General features: G+C 38.4%; 21 protein-coding genes. 20 read left to right on the forward strand and 1 reads right to left on the reverse strand.

Annotation, left to right across the window (positions count from 1 at the left end; genetic code table 11):
* Positions 1–56 precede the first annotated feature (56 nt).
* Genes PGH07_RS07290 through PGH07_RS07305 form a run of 4 tightly spaced genes read left to right on the forward strand, consistent with a single transcriptional unit; the run spans position 57 to position 3,057 of the window.
* Positions 57–683 (forward strand): response regulator transcription factor, encoded by a 627-nt coding sequence (locus tag PGH07_RS07290; protein WP_289413711.1) that lies wholly within the window; start codon positions 57–59, stop codon positions 681–683.
* Entirely contained in the window at positions 670–1,725 is a 1,056-nt protein-coding gene (locus PGH07_RS07295) for a sensor histidine kinase (protein WP_289413713.1), read from the forward strand. The genes PGH07_RS07290 and PGH07_RS07295 overlap by 14 nt, the downstream gene beginning before the upstream one ends.
* Positions 1,722–2,255, forward strand: coding sequence for a hypothetical protein (locus PGH07_RS07300; protein WP_289413715.1), 534 nt, complete (start codon positions 1,722–1,724; stop codon positions 2,253–2,255). The genes PGH07_RS07295 and PGH07_RS07300 overlap by 4 nt, the downstream gene beginning before the upstream one ends.
* Complete coding sequence (locus PGH07_RS07305; protein WP_289413716.1) at positions 2,236–3,057, forward strand: hypothetical protein; 822 nt, start codon at positions 2,236–2,238, stop codon at positions 3,055–3,057. Before PGH07_RS07300 ends, PGH07_RS07305 begins: the two co-directional genes overlap by 20 nt.
* Positions 3,058–3,065: 8 nt before the next feature.
* On the opposite strand, the gene ruvA is transcribed toward PGH07_RS07305, so the two are convergent.
* Positions 3,066–3,623 carry a Holliday junction branch migration protein RuvA gene (gene ruvA / locus PGH07_RS07310; protein WP_289413717.1) on the reverse strand — a complete coding sequence of 186 codons (558 nt, stop codon included), beginning with the start codon at positions 3,621–3,623 and terminating at the stop codon, positions 3,066–3,068.
* A gap of 154 nt (positions 3,624–3,777) precedes the next feature.
* Here ruvA and PGH07_RS07315 point away from each other — a divergent pair, with 154 nt between their 5' ends.
* The 16 genes from PGH07_RS07315 to PGH07_RS07390 all read left to right on the forward strand — a co-directional run bounded on the left by PGH07_RS07315 (position 3,778) and on the right by PGH07_RS07390 (position 22,222).
* Complete coding sequence (locus PGH07_RS07315; RefSeq protein ID WP_289413718.1) at positions 3,778–4,131, forward strand: hypothetical protein; 354 nt, start codon at positions 3,778–3,780, stop codon at positions 4,129–4,131.
* Positions 4,132–4,347: 216 nt separating this feature from the next.
* The gene (locus tag PGH07_RS07320; RefSeq protein ID WP_289413719.1) at positions 4,348–5,304 is read left to right on the forward strand and encodes a hypothetical protein; all 957 of its coding nucleotides are present in this window, start codon (positions 4,348–4,350) and stop codon (positions 5,302–5,304) included.
* A 79-nt stretch (positions 5,305–5,383) separates the two neighbouring features.
* Positions 5,384–6,790: a murein biosynthesis integral membrane protein MurJ gene (gene murJ / locus PGH07_RS07325; protein ID WP_289413720.1), complete on the forward strand. Its 1,407-nt coding sequence runs from the start codon at positions 5,384–5,386 to the stop codon at positions 6,788–6,790.
* A 49-nt stretch (positions 6,791–6,839) separates the two neighbouring features.
* Positions 6,840–8,249 carry a cysteine--tRNA ligase gene (gene cysS / locus PGH07_RS07330; protein ID WP_289413722.1) on the forward strand — a complete coding sequence of 470 codons (1,410 nt, stop codon included), beginning with the start codon at positions 6,840–6,842 and terminating at the stop codon, positions 8,247–8,249.
* Positions 8,250–9,953, forward strand: a complete 1,704-nt coding sequence (locus tag PGH07_RS07335) for an ABC transporter ATP-binding protein (protein ID WP_289413724.1) — start codon at positions 8,250–8,252, stop codon at positions 9,951–9,953. It abuts the gene before it with no gap.
* Positions 9,954–9,998: 45 nt separating this feature from the next.
* Entirely contained in the window at positions 9,999–10,505 is a 507-nt protein-coding gene (locus tag PGH07_RS07340; RefSeq protein ID WP_289413725.1) for a hypothetical protein, read from the forward strand.
* A 14-nt stretch (positions 10,506–10,519) separates the two neighbouring features.
* Entirely contained in the window at positions 10,520–11,599 is a 1,080-nt protein-coding gene (locus PGH07_RS07345; RefSeq protein ID WP_289413726.1) for a quinone-dependent dihydroorotate dehydrogenase, read from the forward strand.
* Positions 11,589–12,938 (forward strand): M16 family metallopeptidase, encoded by a 1,350-nt coding sequence (locus tag PGH07_RS07350; protein WP_434481300.1) that lies wholly within the window; start codon positions 11,589–11,591, stop codon positions 12,936–12,938. The genes PGH07_RS07345 and PGH07_RS07350 overlap by 11 nt, the downstream gene beginning before the upstream one ends.
* A gap of 14 nt (positions 12,939–12,952) precedes the next feature.
* Positions 12,953–13,846 (forward strand): 4-hydroxy-tetrahydrodipicolinate synthase, encoded by an 894-nt coding sequence (gene dapA / locus PGH07_RS07355; protein ID WP_289413728.1) that lies wholly within the window; start codon positions 12,953–12,955, stop codon positions 13,844–13,846.
* A 36-nt stretch (positions 13,847–13,882) separates the two neighbouring features.
* Positions 13,883–14,662, forward strand: coding sequence for an enoyl-ACP reductase (locus tag PGH07_RS07360; RefSeq protein WP_434481301.1), 780 nt, complete (start codon positions 13,883–13,885; stop codon positions 14,660–14,662).
* Between the two features lie 24 nt (positions 14,663–14,686).
* Positions 14,687–15,247, forward strand: coding sequence for a CDP-diacylglycerol--glycerol-3-phosphate 3-phosphatidyltransferase (gene pgsA, locus PGH07_RS07365; RefSeq protein ID WP_289413730.1), 561 nt, complete (start codon positions 14,687–14,689; stop codon positions 15,245–15,247).
* Between the two features lie 200 nt (positions 15,248–15,447).
* The gene (locus tag PGH07_RS07370) at positions 15,448–16,563 is read left to right on the forward strand and encodes an OprD family porin (protein WP_289413731.1); all 1,116 of its coding nucleotides are present in this window, start codon (positions 15,448–15,450) and stop codon (positions 16,561–16,563) included.
* 420 nt (positions 16,564–16,983) lie between these two features.
* Complete coding sequence (locus PGH07_RS07375) at positions 16,984–18,126, forward strand: OprD family porin (RefSeq protein WP_289413732.1); 1,143 nt, start codon at positions 16,984–16,986, stop codon at positions 18,124–18,126.
* Between the two features lie 502 nt (positions 18,127–18,628).
* Positions 18,629–20,752 (forward strand): ferrous iron transport protein B, encoded by a 2,124-nt coding sequence (gene feoB, locus PGH07_RS07380; protein ID WP_289413733.1) that lies wholly within the window; start codon positions 18,629–18,631, stop codon positions 20,750–20,752.
* A gap of 1 nt (position 20,753) precedes the next feature.
* Positions 20,754–20,975: a FeoA family protein gene (locus tag PGH07_RS07385; protein WP_289413734.1), complete on the forward strand. Its 222-nt coding sequence runs from the start codon at positions 20,754–20,756 to the stop codon at positions 20,973–20,975.
* Between the two features lie 59 nt (positions 20,976–21,034).
* On the forward strand, positions 21,035–22,222 hold the full coding sequence (locus PGH07_RS07390) for an OprD family outer membrane porin (RefSeq protein WP_289413735.1): 1,188 nt from the start codon (positions 21,035–21,037) through the stop codon (positions 22,220–22,222).
* Positions 22,223–22,275: the final 53 nt, after the last annotated feature.

The raw sequence follows: 22,275 nt of genomic DNA on the forward strand, positions 1-22,275 counted from the left end.
GTCTATTAAATTTGCTTTTGATAAAATAGTAAAATTTTTTAAAGGAATAAAGTCATATGCGACTGCTACTGCTTGAAGATGATCATATATTGAGTGAAACATTACAATATTTTCTTTCTAAAGAGAACTATACTGTAGATACGGCACTTAGTATCGAAGAGGCTGAAGAGCTAACATTTGCAAATAGCTATGATCTTTACCTCTTTGATATTAACTTCCCTCAAGGTAACGGTTTGAGCCTTCTTGAGTCATTAAGAAAAGCAGAAGATACTACGCCTACTATTTTTATCACAGCATTGCATGATATGGATTCTATCGCACAAGGGTTTAAATTGGGAGCAATCGATTATATAAAAAAACCTTTTGACCCGCAAGAACTTCTTATCAGGATAGCGGCAAAATTCACACAGGATTTTATTGCGTACAAAAATTTGGAATATGATTCAAATTCACGTATCATAAGGCTAGATGGAGAAATTATTGACCTTGGTAATGTACAACTCAAGATTTTTGAAAAACTTATACGCAATTGCGGGAGTGTCATTACAAAAGAGGAACTCTATGAATGTCTTGAACATACTTCAGACACTGCGTTAAGGGTTGCGATTACAAAAATAAAACAGAAACTCAATATTGATATCAAAAATATTCGAAGTAAAGGCTATATCCTTGAAAAGTTATGAAAAAGAATCTCTCTTTAAGAACTTTTTAGTCTTTTTTTCTCTTTTAGAGATACTATTGATCCTTTTATTTAGTGAACTGTACCGTACAGAAAAAACCGAGTACCATCAAGACATTCTAAAGACCATGCAAGTATGCAGCTACTCTTTTGAGTGTGAACAGTTTCACTTTGACTTTGTCCCAAAAGAAGATAATGTACTGAATAAACTCTACGAAAAAGAAGCGCTCTATGCTTTTTTTCATATCCCAAAATCAAAGAAATTCTATGTAAAAATCTCCTATCCTCTGGATAAACTCTATATGGATATTAAAGAGATACAAAAAGGGCTGTGGATCAAATTTATACTTGCTACCATTTTACTGATGGGAGTAGCTTTATTTTTTACTTTTTACAGTCTCAAACCGATCCGTAAAGCATTACGACTCAATGATGAATTTATCAAAGATATCCTACATGATTTTAACACCCCTATCACTTCTATGTTATTGAATATCAAAATGTTCAAAGATGAAATAGGCGAAAATCCATTTGTAGAACGTCTCTCCCACAGCATTGACACCCTATTATTGTTACAGAACAACCTCAAAAGTTTTTTACATAATTCTCCTTCACAAAAGAGCAGTGTTGATGTAGGGAAATTAGCTCAAACCCGTTTAAAGTTCATACAAAACATTTATCCTAAACTTACCTATGAATATATTGAACATAATGATCTGGTTAAAACTACGAATCAAGAGCTGCTTACACGTATCTTTGACAACCTTATAAGCAATGCGGCAAAATATAATAAACCTCATGGCAAAGTGACCTTGACAGTAAACAAAACTTCCGTTGTCATTGAAGATACAGGTAAAGGTATCCAAGACGTTGAACGAGTTCTCCAACGCTATTATAAAGAACAGGACCGCGGTATAGGACTTGGTCTTCCTATCGTTCAAAAACTGACAAGAGAACTTAATATTATACTTCATATTGAAAGTTACGTAGGTAAAGGGACAAAAGTAATATTGGATTTTAAACATCTACATAAGGGTGAGAAATGAGACATTTGATTTTATCCCTATTGGGTGCATTTCTGTTCTCGACAACCACTCTTAATGCAAATATAGACGACAAAATTGAAGCGATCCAAAAAGCACCGCTACATGAACGTTTTAAACTGATGAATGCTTTTAAAAAAGAGATCCTGCACATGCGTGATCAAGAACGTATGACAGCTATAAGCAAATTAAAATCTATTACAAACAGCCAACACTCCCATCAAGTGATCAAAGAGATCAAACAGGCTTCCGGTGCTAAACCTGCAAAAAAGGAAAGAACTTTTTCTTATATCAAAAAGCGTATGAAGCGTGAAGAGAAAACTGATCACACTATACAAAATGAAATAAAAGCAAATATTGAGGCTGATTCGGAAGAGCACATTGAAAATGAAACAGAAGACCATGTAGAAAATGAAGCGGAGGATCACATTGAAAATGAAACAGAAGATCACATTGAAAATGAAACGGAAGACCATATAGAAGATGAAACCGAAGACCATATTGAGGATGAAAATGAACATGATGATGATTAGAACTATTTTGACAGGATTGATCCTATCTGCTTTTGCTATTGCTCAACCAAACAGTGATCAGGATATGGATGGAGTACCTGATGCTGTAGATCAATGCAGTAATACACCTTTTTTGGATGAAGTAAATGCAGAAGGCTGTTCCACCAATAAACTGTTTCTTCCAGACGAAGAGGATAATGATGGGTTAGATGTCATTTTAGGATACGGGCTTAATAATAATGAAGATATTTTGGGGAGAGAAACCCAACATACTACAAATCTACAAATCAGTTATTATCAAAATGACTGGAGTTACTCTATACGATCAGGGTACTTTATGGCAAATCAAGAACACGGTACACTTGATACAATCCTCAAGATCAAACGAAAATTCAAGCTTAATGATACATTCAAGCTGGGAATGGGAGTCGGCATAAAACTGCCTACTTATGACTATGTCGGAAATAAAACCGATTACACATTCTATGGTTCTCTTTCTTATTATCCTATCTCTGATTATTCCATTCTTGCAGGTGTTAACTATACCTTTATCAATGATATAGAAGAGACTGTGCCGCTACAGGACATCAATGCATATTATATAGGTACCGGACATTTTTTTACGAAAAACTTATATGCCAGCATCTCCTATAGCTATGCAGACAGTAAATTCACTACGCAACACCCAACAAAAGCTTTAATGGGCATCCTCTTTTATAAGATTGATCAAAAATGGTATACCACATTATCCTATAGACACGAAATTGATGATGATGATTTACACAATGCCTTTAATATCAAACTTGGATACAGTATCTGGTAAATCTATACCTAAAGACGTTGTAACTTTTTAAGTCCCTCTTTGACAAGGGTACTTGTGTCACCGCTACAGCCTGAAAGGGCTTTTTGAATCGCATCTTTTTTGAAACCAAGGCTCTCAAGAGCCATGATCGCCTCTACCATGGCACTGTTTCCACTACTTTCTCCCTCTCCATCCACGATAAAGTCTGCCAATTCGACCAAAATACGGCTCGCTGCCTTTGGTCCGATACCCGGTACTCTCTTAAGAAGTCCTACATCTTTGGAACTCACTACCCTCGCAAAGGTTTCAGGAGTAAAAGTCGAACAGATAGCAAGCCCTACTTTCGGCCCTACACCATTGATCTTCAGTACAGTATCAAACATCTTCTTCTCATTCATATCCATAAAACCGAATAAAAGATGTGCGTCTTCACGTATGATCTGTGTAGTAAAGAGCTTTACTCTTTTATCTTGAATAGCATTAGAAGTATTTAGTGAGATCATCACTTCATAGATCAATCCGTTAACATTGATATGTACAAAGGTCGGATCTTTACGCTCTATAGTTCCTTCAATTCCTACGATCATCTTCTACCTTTTTCTTTTCTTTATCACAGTATAACAATACTTCTTTAGTGAAATAATAAATATGTCATATTGTCATATTTTAAAACACCTAGATCTCCTCTTACACACGGTTTACACACTTTAACTTTACCATTACAGCAAAAAGGCAACTCTAATGAATAACTTTCTGGTAAAAATAATCTTAATGGCTTTATTGATACAAACGATTCATGGAGCAGAAAAGTACGATGACAAAACATTTCGGGTGATTACTAAACTATGCGGGAAGTGTCATGGTACTCCATTTTACTTTGCAGTACAGAAAGACGAAGATAGCTGGATGGAATACTTTGAAGACGATCAGACATTGATTGATGTACATAAAAAAGATCCTCAGGCCCTAAAAAATGTTCAAAGTAAACGGTTTAAATACTTTAGAAAAGACATTTTAAAATTTTTCTTAGATAATTCACAATATTCAGGTGCGGTACATGGGTGTGATGCCAATTTTTGCGGTGCTCACCACTAAGTATTTGATCTTGAAAATAAAGTAGTAGTTAAATTCCGATATCTGAAAGATCAATTAAACCTATAGTATCTTTCAGCACGGTTCCTATGCTCTAAGAAATATTGTTTTGTAAGTGATAATGAGTGGGAATTATTTCACTATACTTATCAAATAAAAAATTATTTATTATTGTAATTTCATTATAATTTATAAATTTTCCTCTAAAAAAGGGTCTATATGCAACTCTTCATAGTTCTATTGGGCGCGACACTTGGATTTATATACAGCTATAATACTGATGGTTTTATCTTTAGCTCCAATATCTGCCTATTTGCAGGATTAACCATGATCATGCCTTCTTTATTTAAAGTAAGACTCTCAGATGTGAAATTGGTATGGGAATATCGTATCACTATCATAAAAAGCCTTTTTCTCAATTTCGTTCTACTCCCTGTTTTTGCTGTGATCATCGGATTGATCACAAGAGATTACGGTATTGCAGCAGGAATTTTTCTCCTCTCGGTACTGAGCGGCGGCGGCATGGTGATGTACTGGATCAAAAAATCAGGTGGAGACACTTCATTGGGATTTATCATCCTTTTTATTAACCTGCTTTTGGTATCGCTTTCTTTCCTGATGCTGCACCTTTTCGGTATCTATACAGAAAGCTACTTTTCGACCTTGTACACAGAGGATGCAAACAATATGAGCAGTTATGCAAGGCTGGTCGTAATGCTGCTCATCGTTATCCCTTTCGTTACAAGCAGGGTCATTATTTTGATCAAGCCTCTAGCGGCTTTTATCGAAACATACCGAACTTATATCAGCAACGCAAGCATCTTTGTTATTTTGTTTTATCTCTTTGGATTGCAAAGCACGCAAAGCCTTGTCGATATCTTTGATCTGGAGCCTGAACTTGCTGCCATATCTCTTGTTGCCGTGATTGTTTTTTATTTGCTTGATCTGTTGGCTGCACGTTTTATGTTCAACCTTGATTCACCTCAAGAAAAAGCGGCATTCTGGCATAGCGCTACACGTTACATTACGTTAGCATTGGTCCTCTCCACCTTTTCGATGAAAGCTTTCGGTGTTTCCATGCTTTTGCCGATCATGTTTGCCTACCTTATACAGATACCCTTTGCCATTTTGCTTGATAAAAAGCTGGAACAAAATGATAAACAACTACAAGTTTAGATGAAGATAGTGAAAACATAACTATCTGACTCAAACCAACATTTCGCTAAAATATCCTATCTCAATAACAAAGAACACTATGCGTTTAAAATCCATTTTTACCAACAGCTTTGGTATTCTATTTTCACGTATCACCGGTCTGGGACGTGATGTCCTGATGGCATCCGCACTTGGAGCATCCGTCTGGAGCGACATGTTTTTTGTGGCTTTCAAACTGCCAAACCTTTTTCGCCGTATCTTTGCAGAAGGAGCCTTCACACAGGCTTTTATGCCCTCTTTTGTCGCTAGCAGACAAAAAGGAGTATTTGCTACCGCGATCTTCTTGCGCTTTTTACTTTTTTTAACCTCTATCTCTTTATTGATCACCCTATTCCCTGAACCGATCACCAAAGCACTTGCATGGGGTTGGGATTGGGAGCAGATAGGCCTTACTGCTCCGTTGACAGCGATCAACTTCTGGTACCTTGACCTGATCTTTATTGTCACGTTCCTTGCTACACTTTTACAGTACAAAGAACACTTTGCGACTACAGCGATGTCCACTGCCCTGCTTAATATTGCGATGATCATCGCACTTTTGATCTATATGAAAGAAGATCCCAAAAGCGTAGCTTACGCTCTGAGCTTTGCAGTGGTTGCAGGCGGGATATTGCAGGTTGTATCCCATCTTATTACTATCAAACAATTTAATCTTCAGCGCATTTTACTGGGTGGATGGAAATACCGTAAGATTAAAAATATAGAAGAAGAAAAAAACAGTTTTAATAAACTTTTTCTCCCGGCAATTTGGGGAAATTCTACTCCACAGATCTCTGCCTTTGTGGATACGATACTTGCTACCTTCCTTATCTCCGGGTCAGTTTCTTATCTTTTTTATGCCAATCGTGTCTTCCAGCTTCCTTTGGCAGTTATCGCTATCGCGACTGCGACTGCACTATTCCCGGCGATCTCCAAGGCGATCAAAAACCATCAGGAAGATAAAGCCTATGCCAATCTTGATAAAGCTTTTTGGCTGCTGGCATTTCTTCTCAGTTTATCTACGTTGGGAGGCATACTGCTTGCTGAACCGATCGTTTGGCTGCTTTTTGAGAGAGGAAAGTTCACCCAGGTTCAGACACTCGAAACTGTCAGTGTACTGCAAATGTATATGATAGGACTTTTACCGTTTGGTCTTGCTAAACTTTTTTCTTTGTTCTTATATGCTTCATACAAACATCTTAAAGCGGCAAAGATCTCACTCTACTCTCTGATAACTTCCATCACCGGTTCTTTGATACTGATGCAATTTATGGGGGCTTCTGGTCTGGCACTGGCTGGAAGTATCGGAGGTTGGGTACTATTTATCCTTACTGTCAAAGAAGTAGGATTTGATCGCTTTTTTGCAATTTTATGGTCAAAAAAACTGATCTATCTTCTAGTAATATCCGTTCTCTTGACTCTATTGCTCATATACATCAACATATGGCTTACCGGGCTCATTAGATAAATTGGATATAATCGCAGTATTATAAATTTGATTGAAGGTATCCTACTCTATGCAGATCTACGACAGCGTACAAAAAACCAAAGTCCCTTTTGAACCTATCAAAAAAGGTGAAGCCAGTATCTATGTATGCGGGCCTACAGTGTACGATGATGCACACTTGGGACATGCACGCAGCGCTTTGGCATTTGACCTCTTGACACGTACGCTTAAGACCTTGAGGTATAAAGTCACTATGGGTAAGAACTTCACAGATATCGATGATAAGATCATCAAAAAAGTAGAAGAGACCGGTAAAAGTCTTGAAGAGATCACTACCCTTTATATCGACCGCTATCTTGAAGAGATGGATACACTTGGTGTTGCGCGGGCAGATATAGAGCCTAAAGCAACAGAGTCACTTGAAGCCATCGAGCAGATGATACAAAAACTGATAGACAAGGATATTGCTTATGTCATCAGCAACGGTGATGTCTATTTTGATACAAGCAAAGATGCCAACTACGGCAATATATCACATCAAGTAGGTGATGACGAAGAGAACCAAAGCCGTATAGAACATACCTCTGAAAAAAGAAATCCTAAAGACTTTGCCTTGTGGAAAGCGTGTAAGGGCGAAGAGGATATCTGTTTTGATACCACATTTTCCAAAGGTCGTCCGGGATGGCATATCGAATGTTCTGCAATGATCGAAAAACATTTTGCACACGATCATGGCACAGATGAATACTCTATCGACATCCATGGTGGTGGAGCGGACCTGCTTTTTCCTCACCATGAGAATGAAGCTGCTCAGAGCCGCTGTGCTACCGGGCATGAACTTGCAAAGTACTGGATGCACAACGGTTTTGTGCAGATAGACGGGGAGAAAATGAGCAAAAGTCTGGGGAACAGCTTCTTTTTAAAAGATGCACTCAGTGCCTATGACGGAGAGATACTGCGTTATTACCTTAACTCCGTGCACTACCGCAACAACTTCAATTTTAATGAAGAGGACCTTCTCATCGCAAAAAAGAGACTGGATAAGCTCTACAGACTCAAAAAACGTGTTGTTCCTGGAAAAGGCTCAGCAGTAAATAAAGAGTTCAAAAAAGCATTGCTTGATGCAATGAGCGATGACCTCAATATCTCTATAGCACTTGCCGTAATCGATGAGATGGTTGCAAAAGCCAATGAACAACTCGACAACAATCCAAAAGACAAAGCTCTGAAAAAAGAGACTATTGCCAATATCGAATTTATCGAAGCCCTTCTTGGATTTGGGGGGAAAGAGCCCTATGCCTACTTCCAGATCGGTATTGATAAAGCACTTAAAACAAAGATAGAAGCGTTGATAGAGCAGCGAAGTGAAGCGAAAAAAGCAAAAGACTTCGAACGCTCAGATACTATTCGTGATGAACTTACCGCATTGGGTATTGCTATCATGGATACACCTGATGGCACAGTATGGGAAAAGGCCTAAATGAAAGAGCTACTCAAACAGTATCTTCCTTATCTTTCAGGGTATAAAAGAGAGTTCTTTTTTGCAATACTTGGTATGATCGCTGTAGCCGTCGGTACAGCAGGAACCGCACAGCTTATCAAACCTGTACTCGATGATGTCTTCATCAATAAAGATACTTACATGCTGGCACTCATGCCTTTCTTGCTTTTTGGTGTCTTTACGCTCAAGGGGGTTGGAAGCTACATACAGACTTACTATACCTCCTACATCGGTCAAGATGTGGTAAGAAAGCTCAGAGATAACCTCGTTTCGCACCTTACTCATCTTGATATGTCCTTTTTTAAACAGATACACAGCGGGGAAATACTCTCACGTACTACCAATGACATCAGCCGTATTCAGGCTGTCGTAGCCAATATCATTCCTGACCTTATCAGAGAAATACTGACCATTATCGCACTCACAGGATATGTGATCTATGAGAGTCCCAAATTGGCACTTTACTTTCTTATTATTATGCCTTTGGCGATCTTTCCTTTAAGTAAACTCGCAAAAAAAATGCGAAGATACTCTAAATCCTCTCAAGAGAGTACTGCCGATATGACCTCAAGACTTGGAGAGATACTTTCCAATATCGAAGTGATCAAGTCCAATTCAACACAAAAGTATGAACAGAAACGTTTTGAGGCCCAAAACCAAAATGTCTTTAAATACATTATGAAACAGATCAAAACCAATGCCCTTACCTCACCGGTAATGGAGATACTCGGTTCCGTTGCGATCGGGATCGTGATCTTTATAGGAGGTACGGAAGTGATAGAGGGAAGGATGAGTGTCGGGTCTTTTTTTGCATTTGCCGCAGCACTCTTTATGCTCTATGATCCAATCAAACGCCTTTCAAAACTTTATAACAGGGCGCAAGATGCCATCACTGCCAATATCCGTATGAATGAACTGCTTGATACACAGCCGACAATTACATCAGGTCAAACTATACTCACGGATACAGTGCAAAATATCTCGTTAAAAGATGTCTCACTGAACTATGATAATACACCTGCATTGAAACATATCTCTTTTGATGTGCAAAGAGGAGAGTCGATCGCTCTGGTAGGGGATAGCGGTGCAGGGAAAAGTTCTCTTGTCAACTTACTGGTACGTTTCTATGATCCTAGCAGCGGTAATATCCTTATTAACACCAGAGACTATAGAGATTTCACACTTGAGTCACTGCATCATAAGATCGCCTATGTGACACAACGTATCTATATATTCAATGATTCTGTCGCAGCCAATGTTGCTTATGGCGAAGAGATCGATGAACAACGTGTTGTTGAGGCCTTGGATAAAGCATTTGCAATGGAGTTTGTTGATAAACTGGAGAGTGGTATCCATACACAGCTTTCTGAAGGCGGAGGCAATCTTTCAGGTGGTCAAAGACAGCGTATTGCCCTCGCCCGGGCACTTTACAAAAACCCGGATATTCTGATACTTGATGAAGCAACATCTGCACTGGATAATAAAAGTGAAGCACTGATACAGCAGGCACTTACGAAGCTAAAGCCTGAAATGATCACGTTTACCGTTGCACACAGACTAAGCACTGTCGAAGATGCAGACAAAATTCTAGTCTTTGAAAATGGAAAGATTATTTGCAGTGATACACATGACAATCTGCTAAACAACTGTCAGGTGTACCAGCGCCTCGCAAGTAAGTTATAACGCTACAGATGGTATAATCTGACCTAATCCATACAAAGGTCCGTGATGATTAGAATGTTCTTTACCCTCATGCTTTTCTTCAGTCTTGCAGATGCACAATTCCAAAAGAACTTTCCCTTTGTCGGTCTCTTCATTTCAACAGAAACTGTCAACATTAACAATGATGACCCGACACACAAATCCGGTGTAGGCATCAGATACGGGCAGCAGTCACAAGAATGGAGAACGACTTTTGCCCTGGATTATCACAAGAAAAGCTATAGCAGTTTTTCTGTAGAGATTGATAAAATTCTGCTTGATGAGATGTTTGGGACACCAAAGCTCAGACCTTATCTTGGCGGGACAGCCGGCTACCTGAAGTATGATAAGGATGCTCTTAACGAAATTCCGGAAGAAAGCAACGGCTTTTACTATGGAGGGAATTTTGGATTTATCATCTATGCAACCGATAATATCGATGTTGATCTAGGATATCACTACTTTAAAGTGCAAAATCTAGATTTTCTGGATGATCTTCACGGCCTAACATTGGCTATCCACTACTTTTTTTAATCACGGAGTAAACAGTGTCATTTTTTTCTTACCAAACCCTCAAAAAAATTCTCTTTAATTTCGATCCTGAAACAGCACATACTATTGCCGGCCTAGGACTTAGAACAGTTGCTCACTGCCCTACTATAATGCGTTTGATCAAAGAGCGCTACTTTGTTGATGATACAATGCTTCATCAAACATTTTTTGGACGCACCTTTAAAAACCCGGTAGGGTTGGGTGCCGGTTTTGACAAGAACGGTCAGTACATTACTGCTATGCCAACCCTTGGTTTTGGATTTACCGAGGTCGGTACAGTGACACCAAAACCGCAAGATGGCAACCCTAAGCCGAGACTCTTTAGACTCACAGATGATGACTCCCTTCAAAATGCAATGGGCTTTAACAATAAAGGAAGCCACTATATGATTCAGCGTCTTAAAAAGCTCTACTTCCTTGACTATCCTGTAGGTATCAATATCGGGAAAAACAAAGTTACACCTGAAAATGAAGCATTGAATGATTATGAGACTCTTTTCAAAGCCTTCAAAGATTATGGTGACTACATTGTCATCAACATCTCTTCACCCAATACGCCGGGTCTGCGTGATCTGCAAAATGAGAATTTCATCAAAGCGATCTTTGATATGGCAAAAGAGATCACCTCTCAACCGGTCTTTCTTAAAATTGCTCCTGACATGGAAGCTGAAGATGCAATTACACTCTGTAAGGTAGCTGTAGAGGCAGGTGCCGCAGGGATCATTGCAACCAATACTACCATTGACTACTCTGTGACAGATTCACCGCTCAAACAAAACTTTGGAGGGATTTCCGGTGCTTTACTTACCGAAAAGTCCTACCAGCTTTTCAAGGCTATCGGTAAAGAGCTTTATGGGAAAACCATGCTGATTTCGGTTGGAGGTATTGACTCTGCAGAAGAGGCTTACAGACGTATCAAAGCCGGTGCTTCTTTAGTCCAAGTCTACTCTATGCTCGTATACAGGGGGCCTGAACTTATCAAAGAGATCAATGAGGGGTTAATTAAACTATTAAAGCAAGACGGGTATACTCACATCAGCGAAGCAATCGGAGCTGATTGGACAAATGAAAAATAAATTTATTTCAATAATTCAATATTTTATAAAAGCATCTTTTTTTAGCGGGATGCTGTTTGCAGGAACACTTATGGCGAATTCACTTCCAAAACACTATACAAAAACACTTGACAACGGTCTTCAAATCGTTGTCATTCCTATGGATAACGACTCGGGTGTCATCACAAGCGATATTTACTACAAGGTAGGAAGCCGCAACGAGACTATGGGTAAAAGCGGTATGGCACATATGCTTGAACACCTCAGTTTTAAATCGACTGATAAACTCAAAGAGGGTGACTTTGATATGATTGTCAAAAGTCGTGGCGGGGTAAACAATGCAGCAACCGGTTTTGATAAAACACACTACTTTATCAAAACTGCTTCACAAAACCTGCCAATGACATTAGAACTCTTTGCCGAACTGATGAGCAACCTGAAACTAACAAATGAAGAGTTTCAGACAGAACGTGATGTAGTAGCAGAAGAGCGTAGGCTAAGAACAGACAATAACCCTATGGGATTCCTCTATTTTAGGATATTTAATACACACTATATCTACCATCCATATCACTGGCTTCCTATAGGCTTTATGGAAGATATACAAAGTTGGAAGATCGAAGATATCCGCACTTTTTATAAGCAGCACTATCAGCCAAACAATGCGATACTTGTTGTTGCCGGAGATATTAAACCTGAGAGCGTCTATAAAGAGGCAGAAAAATATTTTGGAAATATTAAAAATCATACTGAAGTACCCAAAGTGACAGCAGTAGAACCTAAAGTAGACGGTGCAAAACGGGCCATCCTTCACAAAGAAGGAAACCAGGTTGATACACTTGCGATCACCTATGCTATACCGAACTTCGAACATGAAGATCAGGTGGTACTCTCAGCGATCTCTTCTATCCTCAGTCATGGGAAAAGCAGCCGCTTTGAAAAGTCATTGGTGAATGAGAAAAAACTGGTCAACACGATCTATGGTTACAACATGGAGCTCAAAGACCCGGGAGTATTTTTGATCATGGCTATGTGTGCGGCAGGAGTGGAACCTGAGCAGGTTGAAAAAGAAGTTCTGGTTGAATTAGAGAAGATCAAACAAGGCGATGTCACACAGGCAGAACTTGATAAGGTCAAGATCAATACTAAAGCTGAATTCATCTACTCATTGGAAAGCTCGCATTCCGTATCAGGGCTCTATGGTGAATACTTGGTAAAAGGAAACCTGGATCCTTTACTTGAATATGAAGAGAAATTGGATAAAATTACACTCAAAGATATTCAGGATGTCGCAAATAAGTATTTTGATCATTCAAGATCTACCACAGTAATACTCAAAAAAGACGAAACTAAAAAGTAAATTAGGAAATAGGTATGAGCAACTATATAACCGGTGTAAGCACCGCACTTATCACACCATTCAAAAACGGTAAATTGGATGAGGCGGCTTTTGCAAAATTGATCCAAAGACAAGTGGATAACGGTATTGATGCAGTTTGTCCCGTAGGAACAACAGGAGAAAGTGCAACACTTAGTTATGATGAAGATATGCGCTGTATAGAGATCGCTGTTGAAGTCTGTAAAGGAACTGATACAAAAGTACTTGCAGGAGCAGGAAGCAATGCAACCCATGAAGCAATACAGATGGCAAAAAATGCACAAGCTGTTGGTGCAGATGCGATCTTCTCTGTAAGCCCTTACTATAATAAACCGAGCCAAGAGGGGCTTTACCAACATTACAAAGCAATTGCCAGTGCTGTAGAAGTACCGTTCATGCTTTATAATGTACCGGGACGTACAGGAGTTGATATCCTGCCTGAGACTGTCAAAAGACTCTTTGATGATGTGCCAAATATTATGGGGATCAAAGAAGCAACAGGATCATTGGAAAGAACTGTTGAATTGATGGCAAAGATCCCTGAACTTTATGTCTTCAGTGGAGATGATGCGATCGACTTCCCTATTCTTGCAAGTGGCGGTAAAGGTGTCACTTCGGTTACATCAAACCTTCTTCCTGATATAAAAAGTAAGTTGGTACAAGCTGCTTTGTCAGGTGATTACAAAACAGCTAAAGCAATCAATGAAGAACTGATCGATATCAATAAAGTACTTTTCTGTGAAAGTAACCCTATTCCTATCAAGGCAGCAATGTATATTGCCGGTCTAATCGATACCTTGGAGTATAGACTACCACTGGTACCGCCTAGTGTAGAGAATATGAAAAAAATTGAAGCGGTTATGAAAAAATACAAGATCGTTGGTGCTTAAGAGCAATAACACAACATCATTCAAAGGAGTATATTGATGTCAGAAATGAAAGGTAAAACCGTTGTAATTACAGGTGCCACAAAAGGTATCGGGTTAGCAACAGCTGAAAAATTCGCACAAAATGGTGTAAATATTGCTTTCACCTACAACTCAAATAAAGAAGCTGCGGATAAGATCGCTGAAGAGCTCAGTAGTAATTACGGTATTAAAGCAAAAGCCTATCCACTTGACATTCTAGATACAGATCAGTTCAAACCGCTTTTTGAAGCGATCGATGAGGACTTTGACCGTGTAGATTTCTTCGTAAGCAATGCAATGATCTATGGACGCTCAGTTGTTGGTGGTTATGGTAAATTTATGAAGCTTAGACCCAAAAAGGGCCTAACTAACATCTATACTGCAACCGTTGGTGCCTTTGTAGCAGGTTCACAAGAGGCTGCTAAGCGTATGGAAAAAGTGGGTGGTGGTGCAATTGTAACACTAAGCTCAACAGGGAATCTTATCTATATTGAAAACTATGCAGGACACGGGACCAACAAAGCAGCTGTGGAAGCAATGGCACGTTACGCTGCCGTTGAACTAGGTGAAATGGGAATTCGTGTAAATGCTGTATCTGGCGGGCCTATCGATACTGATGCACTTAAAGCTTTCACAAATTACGAAGAAGTTAAGGCGGAAACGATCAAACGTTCTTCACTAAATAGAATGGGAAGTCCTGAAGATGTTGCAGGTTCTGTATATTTTCTTTGTACTGATGAAGCATCTTGGATCACAGGTCAAACCTTAGTGGTTGACGGTGGAACAACTTTTAGATAGTCTGTAAGAGAGGTAAGAAGTTTAATGCAGGCATCCAGACTCCTTAATATTCCAAATATTCTGGCATTTATCCGCTTACTTCTGGCACCTCTTATGTTTTTCTTTCTTGTAAATCAGGATGCCTCCTTTTTTGAAGATATACATTCCTCATGGCTCAATTATATTGCAGCATTTATCTTTGTAGTTGCTTCAGCTACTGATTTTTTTGATGGATATATTGCGCGAACATTTGATCAGATCACGACACTGGGGAAGATACTTGACCCCCTCGCAGATAAAATGCTCACTTTGGCTGGGTTCCTGGGTCTTATGATACTGGGGAGTGCTTCATCTTGGGCGATTTTCCTTATCCTGACAAGAGAACTGTTTATCACAGGATTGCGTGTCTCTGCAGTTGCAGAGGGGATTGATATCTCTGCATCTTGGATGGGAAAGGTAAAAACCGTTGTACAAATGATCGCTATCGGCTTTTTGTTAATGGGCTGGCCAGGCGGAGAAATCATCCTTTGGTTTGCTGTACTTCTTACGCTCTATTCTGGCTATGAGTATGTCAGAGATTTCTTCAAAGCTACACAACATAATTAGGGATTTAGTTCTTAATATTCTTTCTCTATCTAAATAAATGTAACATCTATAAAGTATTGAATATTATAATTTATTATTTCATCATATATAAATAATTTATTTATGTAAATATTAAAATGATTAAAAATTAATCACTTAAGTTATAAATATTTAATATATTTAATGTCATACTTCAACTATCTTAGAACAAGGAAGATAATATGAAATTTACAAAACTAAGCTTAATCGCGGCGCTAGCTATCAGCTCAGCATTTGCAGGAGGAGATATCGCTCCAGTTGAACCGGCAGTAGAAGCTCCAGCAGAGGCATGTAATGCCAACACAACAATTGATGGTAAAGCGACCCTTTACTACATCACTGCTGATGGTTATGGGTATGATCTATTTGATTCAGAAAGTAGTGCGCTGGGTGCAGCTGCAACAGTGAACGTTGCACACAAAATCACAGATAATATCAGTGCAAACATTACTGCAGTTGGTTTCACTAACCTTATGGATGATAACTACTTAGAGGGTGTAGAAACTGGTGCTTACTTCAATGTTGCTAACATCACTGCAAGTTATGGGGATACTACATTGGTAGCTGGACGTCAGCTTCTTGGTACACCAATGCTTCAAGGATATGATTGGTTGCTGGCACCTGGATCATTTGAGGCATATACATTGGTAAACACTTCAATCCCTGATGTTACATTAGTAGCTGCATATGTAGATGAGTGGAGACCAAATAACTCTGGTGTTGATTTTATGGAACTTTACGGTGACAACTGGACAGCGAGTGCAGCATATGCAGGCGAAGCATTCAGTGCAAGTGTATGGTACTATAATGTAGATGCATTAGGTTATACACAAGTTTATGTTGATGCTTCTACAAAACTTGCTGATATCGAAGTTGCAGCGCAATATGCAAATACTGATTGGGACTTTGCAGACAGTTCAAATGTATTTGGTATCAAAGCATCAACTGAAATTTCAGGTGTTTCTTTGATGGGTGCTTACAACAATGTATCTGATGAAGTTGTTGGATATGTTGGATGGAATGGTCTTTATACAAACTCTTGGAACACAACTGTAGCCAACTCAATTGGTAATTCATTCAAAGTAGAAGCAGCTACTGAGTTCTCAGGACTTTCTGCTACTGCAAGCTATGCATACTACGAATATGAAAATGAATTCGAAGACGGACATGAGTTCGACCTTATTTTAGGATATGGTCTAACAAACTGTATCTCTCTAGATGCAATCTACTCTAACACTGATTACGGTGATGGTGAAAATATTAACCAACTTGAGTTGATCGCAACTTATAAGTTCTAATCACTCATATCTATAGGATATTACTCCTTTTTACTGGAGTAATATCCTCTTTTATCTGAAATTCTTCTCTGTATACCACAACAGATTAAAACACTTTATACTATTGAAATATAAATGCATTGTAATTAAAATTGATATAGTTGGTTAAAATATTATCATCAAAAAATTATTTTCTTCTTTAACTATATTATATTAAAGATCATGAGTAAGATTTATCATTATTTCCTCCCTTTTGAAGGGGTTTATATTTTTCTTAAGAGTCTCTAGATACTATTTCTTTATCAAAACTTTTTTTATAGTACATAATACCTCTCTTTTTTCTATCGTATAAAATTATTGATTAAAAAATAATCACTAAAATGCATTAATTTTCTTAATTTGATGTCATACTTTGATTATCTTAAAAACAAGGAAAATGATATGAAATTGACAAAATTAAGTTTAATTGCAGCGCTAGCTGTCAGCTCAGCATTTGCAGGAGGAGATATTGCTCCAGTTGAACCGGCTGTAGAAGCACCGGCAGCAGAGGCATGTAATGCTAACACAACAATCAATGGTAAAGCAACAGCATATTATTGGACATTTGATGGTTATGGATATGATCTATTTGACAAAGAACAAAGCCAGTTAGGTGCTGCTGTTACTTTGGATGTTTCACACAAAATTACTGACAATGTAAGTGCAAACTTTACAGCAGTTGGATACACTAACGTTTTCGATGGTAATGCTGATCTATTTGAGAGTTGGGGTGCTGATCCTAAACAAACTGGTGCTTACTTCAACGTAGCAAACATTACTGCAACTTATGGAGATACTACTTTTGTACTAGGTCGTCAACTTCTTGACACACCAATGATAAGTGGTTTTGACTGGTTGTTAGCGCCAGGTAGTTTCGAAGCTTATACTGTGGTCAATAAATCAATCTCTAATCTCTCTTTAGTTGGTTCATATATTAGACAATATAGAGGAAACAATACTGGTAATGACTTTGCAGACCTTGATGGAGATAACTGGGCAGTAGGTGCATCTTACAGTGATGCATTTGATGCAAGTATCTGGTACTATAATGTAGATGCTGCTGGTTACACTGAAATCTATGCTGATGCAGGTGCTGAGTTTTCAGGTATCAAACTTGCTGCGCAGATTGTAAGTACTGATTGGGATGGTATGGATGATTCTATGGTATATGGTATCAAAGCATCAGGTTCACTATCAGGATTTGATCTAATGGCTGCTTATGTAAAAGTTGAAGATAGTCCTGCAGGATTCGTAGATAATGATGCACTCTATACTAGTATGTGGAATAGCTTGGGTTCTCTTGAAGTAGGTGATGCTTTCAAAGTAGAAGCTGCAACAGAATATAATGGACTTGCTATTTCTGCAGCTTATGTATATTTTGACAACTCTGAGTATGATTATGAAGGACATGAGTTTGACCTTGTCTTAGGTTATGGAATTACTGATTGTATCTCTGTTGATGCTATCTATTCAAACACAGATGCATACATCAGTGGATTTGAAGAATCAAATGCTCTTGAACTTATCGCAACTTACAAATTCTAGTCTATTACATTTCTCTTATCTATAAGAATTCCACTCTCTTTATGAGAGTGGAGTTTTTTCAATCTCTCAACTCCTACACTATTCAATTTTTTTTATTCACTTCTCACTACGAGACAACTTTGTAAATAACTTTTAATTTATTTGATATAAAAAACATATATTAATTGATTAAAAAATAATCAATTAATATATGTTTTTCTCTTTTAGCTATATTATAATTGGATATCATGAGTATGATTCATGATACAAATTTTTTTCATTCTAATCTCCCCTTCTTTGAATACACCACTCTCCTTGAGAGTGTCCGGGGAGTACTCCCTTATCAATACTTTTTTGTGTTATAAGCTATAATATCATATCTTTTTTATTCTGTGGAAAAAATATAATTGATAATTACTATCATTTTAATACACTTTAAGAAAAATTCGAATATACTCCACTCCATAAAAGTGATAACTATTATCATTTCTATTTAAAATATGAAATAGTATAAGGAAAAATTGTGAAACAAATCACGGTAGCATTGGCAGGACAGCCAAATGTAGGGAAGTCATCTCTTATCAATGCCATTTCCAATGCCAAACTAAAAGTAGGAAACTTCTCAGGTGTTACGGTCGATAAGACTGAAGTAGTATTTACTATTTGTGATGATGTCTCTTGTGAGAATTATGAGACACATATCATCGACCTTCCCGGGGCATATTCATTAACAGAATATACGATCGAAGAAAAAGTTACCAAGAGTTTTTTACAAAGTGATGAGTATGATATTATCGTCAATGTAGTCGACTCTACCAATCTCCAGAGAAATCTTATCTTTACTACACAACTACTTGAAACAGGCAAAAAGGTAATCGTCGCACTGAATATGAGTGATGAAGCCAGAGACGAAGGTATTGAGATCGATGAAAACCAGCTCTCTAAAATCCTTGGAGTACCATGCATCAAAACAGCCGCGTCTACCGGTGAGGGGATTGATAAGCTCAAAGAAGTTATTGTAGAAGTCTATAATCAAAAAGAAACGACTGCTAAAATAATCTATTCTGATCCGATTGAAGAAGAGATCAGACATATTGTGAGTTTTCTTAAAGAGAAAAACTACAGATCAGAACTTCCCTATAGACACCTTGCGGTAAAACTTATTCAAGAAGATGAAGAGATGTATAAAAAAATGCATGATGAACCGATCTGGATTGAAATGTTACCGCTTGTACGCGATGCATTGGGTCATCTTTACCTACACCACAATACAAAGGACCTTAAAGAGATCTTTGATGACGAACATTTTGCCTTTGCAAAAGGTGCAAAGATGGAGGTAATGTCTACAAAAAGTATGAAGGCAAAGAACCTTACACAAAAGATCGACAATCTTCTTATCAACAAGTTTTTGGGTATTCCCCTCTTCTTGTTTTTTATGTGGGTGCTTTTCCAGCTTACTTTTGAACTTGGTTCGATTCCAATGGACTATATCGATGCTGCCTTTTCTTGGATGGGGGATCAAGCTAAATCAACCCTTGGTGAAGGACAACTAGGTTCATTGATAGGTGATGGTATAGTAGCCGGTGTGGGTGCAGTAATTATGTTCCTTCCTAATATCGTTATCCTTTTTATCGGTATCGCACTGCTAGAAACTACAGGATATATGAGCCGTGTAGCGTTCTTGCTTGATGGGTTTTTCCATAAGTTTGGACTTCATGGAAAAAGTTTTATCCCGCTGGTTACAGGTTTTGGATGTTCGGTGCCTGCATATATGGCTGCCCGTACGCTCAAAAATGAAAAGGACAGGCTTATCACACTATTTATCATCGGTTTTATGAGCTGCGGTGCAAGACTGCCGATCTATGTACTTTTTGCGGGAGCATTCTTTGCTGAAGAACAGGCCGGTAATATCCTCTTTATCATCTACATCTCAGGAGCCATCCTTGGACTAGTGATGGCTAAGATCCTGAAACTGTTTGTATTCAAAGGTGAAGATGAACCATTTGTAATGGAGATGCCGAAATACCGATCACCATCATTTAAACTTATTTGGCATACCGTTTATGGACAGGCTAGAAGTTATCTAAAAAAAGCGGGTACCTATATCCTGGCTGCATCGATACTGATCTGGTTTGCAAGTAGCTATCCAAAATATCCGGAGATTGAACTCAGCTATCAAACCAAGGTAGAACAGACAGTCGATGAAGATCAGCAACATCAGCTTGAAAATGAACTCAAAATGACACTGCTTGAAAAAAGTTATCTGGGTATTATAGGTCATGCAACTGAACCGGTCTTTGAACCGTTAGGCTTTGACTGGCGAATGGCAGTCGCACTTGAAACAGGTCTTGCTGCCAAAGAGGTCGTAGTGTCAACACTAGGTGTACTCTATGCATTGGGTGATGAAGTAGATGAAGGAAATGAAGGTTTGATCAAAAAGATCCGAGATAACATTCCATTTGCTTCAGCGATCGCATTTATCGTGTTTGTAATGATCTATCTGCCATGTCTGGCAGCTTCAATGGTCTTTACCAAGGAAGCTGGAGGATGGAAGTACTTGGTATATCTGTTCTTGATGACGACATTGACAGCCTGGATACTGAGCTTTATAGCTTACAATATCACAAAACTTATCATAGGAGCATAAGATGATTCTCACTGAACTCAAAAAAGGACAAAGTGCCACGATCGTTAAGATAGATGCCCAGCAAGCACTTAAGGACCGCCTTAAGTCTATGGGTGTATGTAAAGGTGAAGTACTGACAGTAAGAGGATGTTCTTTAGCTAAACAGACTATGGAGATCGAAATAGAGGGAACACTAGTTGCACTTAGGGCTGAAGAAGCAAAAAAAATCGAAGTAGAAAAATGATCAATAGGGATCGGCATATTAGATCCTTTTCAAATAAAAATGACGATATTAGGGAAACAATGAAAAATATCGCACTAAAAATATCAATTTTAATAATAATGAGTATTAATATATATGCAGGAGAAGATATGACGCCTGTGGATCAGGCAAATGGGGAGAACTTCTCTTTTATTCAACAGGTAGATGGATATATAAGTACAGGATACCAAAAAACAGATATCTCTGAAGACTCTGATTATACAGATATCGCACTTGGCGGGAAACTGCATATCCAAACAGTCGCATGGAATGGAATAAGTGCCGGTACCAGCATTTATACTACCAATTCAATAAGCAAACATGAAGGGTACTTAAGCGGTGCAGGAATACCATTCTTTGACGGCAGCGGAAACTCTTATACAATTCTTGGAGAAGTATATTTACAGGCAGTCTGGGGGGAAAATGCATTTAAGGTCGGACGGCAGGAAATCGATACACCATTTGCTGATACAGATGATATCGGCATGGTACCCAATACTTTTGAGGCAATAACTTGGATCAATAAAGATTTCAAGGACACTACGATCATACTTGCACAGGTACAAAAAATGGCAGGGGTAGATGCAGAGGCCCCTTCAGAATTCACCAACATAAATGATAATGCAGGTGCACAACTCATAGGTGTAACCTTCCAAGGAATTGAAGATCTTTCATTGACCAGCTGGTACTACCATCTCAATGATTTTGATATAGAGGATATAACATATCTTGAAGCAAGCTATGAAGGTACGTTCAATACTTTTAGCTATGCATTAGCCGCGCAATACGCTGCCCTTGCCTATTATTCAGATGCGGATGCTTCTGTCTATGGTATTACAGGTACTTTGGGATTTAATCCTATTGGACTTTCATTAGGAACAGCCTATAACAAAAGTGTCAATAATGCTGCAACTAACGGTTTTGGAGGTGGACCGTATTTTACTAGTTCCGAACATCTGACACTTGCTGAGGCAGGTGTAGATGGTGATGCACTGATGTTTGTGGCTGAGTGGGATGCCGGGATAATTGGACTTAATAACCTGACATTTACTGCTGCTCATCTCACTCTGAAAGACCAAAACAATATAGAAAGTACTGAACTGGACCTGATTGCAAACTATACGTTCAATGACACACTTAATATGGATATTTTCTATAGTGATATCAATGATGAAATCAATGGGAATAAACTTTCAAATCTCAGAGTATTTGTAAATTATACCTTCTAATATACTTGTGTAGGAGAGTTCTTCTCCTACTTAACTTTCCACACATTTCAAAA

The organism is Sulfurovum zhangzhouensis (genome assembly GCF_030347965.1).
GTDB lineage: Bacteria > Campylobacterota > Campylobacteria > Campylobacterales > Sulfurovaceae > Sulfurovum > Sulfurovum zhangzhouensis.

Excerpts from the sequence above, each read along its gene's own strand:
- PGH07_RS07290 (WP_289413711.1), top strand. The coding sequence starts at position 57 with ATGCGACTGCTACTGCTTGAAGATGATCATATATTGAGTGAAACATTA.
- PGH07_RS07300 (WP_289413715.1), top strand. The coding sequence starts at position 1,722 with ATGAGACATTTGATTTTATCCCTATTGGGTGCATTTCTGTTCTCGACA.
- PGH07_RS07305 (WP_289413716.1), top strand. The coding sequence starts at position 2,236 with ATGAACATGATGATGATTAGAACTATTTTGACAGGATTGATCCTATCT.
- ruvA (WP_289413717.1), bottom strand. The coding sequence starts at position 3,623 with ATGATCGTAGGAATTGAAGGAACTATAGAGCGTAAAGATCCGACCTTT.
- PGH07_RS07315 (WP_289413718.1), top strand. The coding sequence starts at position 3,778 with ATGAATAACTTTCTGGTAAAAATAATCTTAATGGCTTTATTGATACAA.
- PGH07_RS07320 (WP_289413719.1), top strand. The coding sequence starts at position 4,348 with ATGCAACTCTTCATAGTTCTATTGGGCGCGACACTTGGATTTATATAC.
- murJ (WP_289413720.1), top strand. The coding sequence starts at position 5,384 with ATGCGTTTAAAATCCATTTTTACCAACAGCTTTGGTATTCTATTTTCA.
- cysS (WP_289413722.1), top strand. The coding sequence starts at position 6,840 with ATGCAGATCTACGACAGCGTACAAAAAACCAAAGTCCCTTTTGAACCT.
- PGH07_RS07335 (WP_289413724.1), top strand. The coding sequence starts at position 8,250 with ATGAAAGAGCTACTCAAACAGTATCTTCCTTATCTTTCAGGGTATAAA.
- PGH07_RS07340 (WP_289413725.1), top strand. The coding sequence starts at position 9,999 with ATGATTAGAATGTTCTTTACCCTCATGCTTTTCTTCAGTCTTGCAGAT.
- PGH07_RS07350 (WP_434481300.1), top strand. The coding sequence starts at position 11,589 with ATGAAAAATAAATTTATTTCAATAATTCAATATTTTATAAAAGCATCT.
- dapA (WP_289413728.1), top strand. The coding sequence starts at position 12,953 with ATGAGCAACTATATAACCGGTGTAAGCACCGCACTTATCACACCATTC.
- PGH07_RS07360 (WP_434481301.1), top strand. The coding sequence starts at position 13,883 with ATGTCAGAAATGAAAGGTAAAACCGTTGTAATTACAGGTGCCACAAAA.
- pgsA (WP_289413730.1), top strand. The coding sequence starts at position 14,687 with ATGCAGGCATCCAGACTCCTTAATATTCCAAATATTCTGGCATTTATC.
- PGH07_RS07370 (WP_289413731.1), top strand. The coding sequence starts at position 15,448 with ATGAAATTTACAAAACTAAGCTTAATCGCGGCGCTAGCTATCAGCTCA.
- PGH07_RS07375 (WP_289413732.1), top strand. The coding sequence starts at position 16,984 with ATGAAATTGACAAAATTAAGTTTAATTGCAGCGCTAGCTGTCAGCTCA.
- PGH07_RS07385 (WP_289413734.1), top strand. The coding sequence starts at position 20,754 with ATGATTCTCACTGAACTCAAAAAAGGACAAAGTGCCACGATCGTTAAG.
- PGH07_RS07390 (WP_289413735.1), top strand. The coding sequence starts at position 21,035 with ATGAAAAATATCGCACTAAAAATATCAATTTTAATAATAATGAGTATT.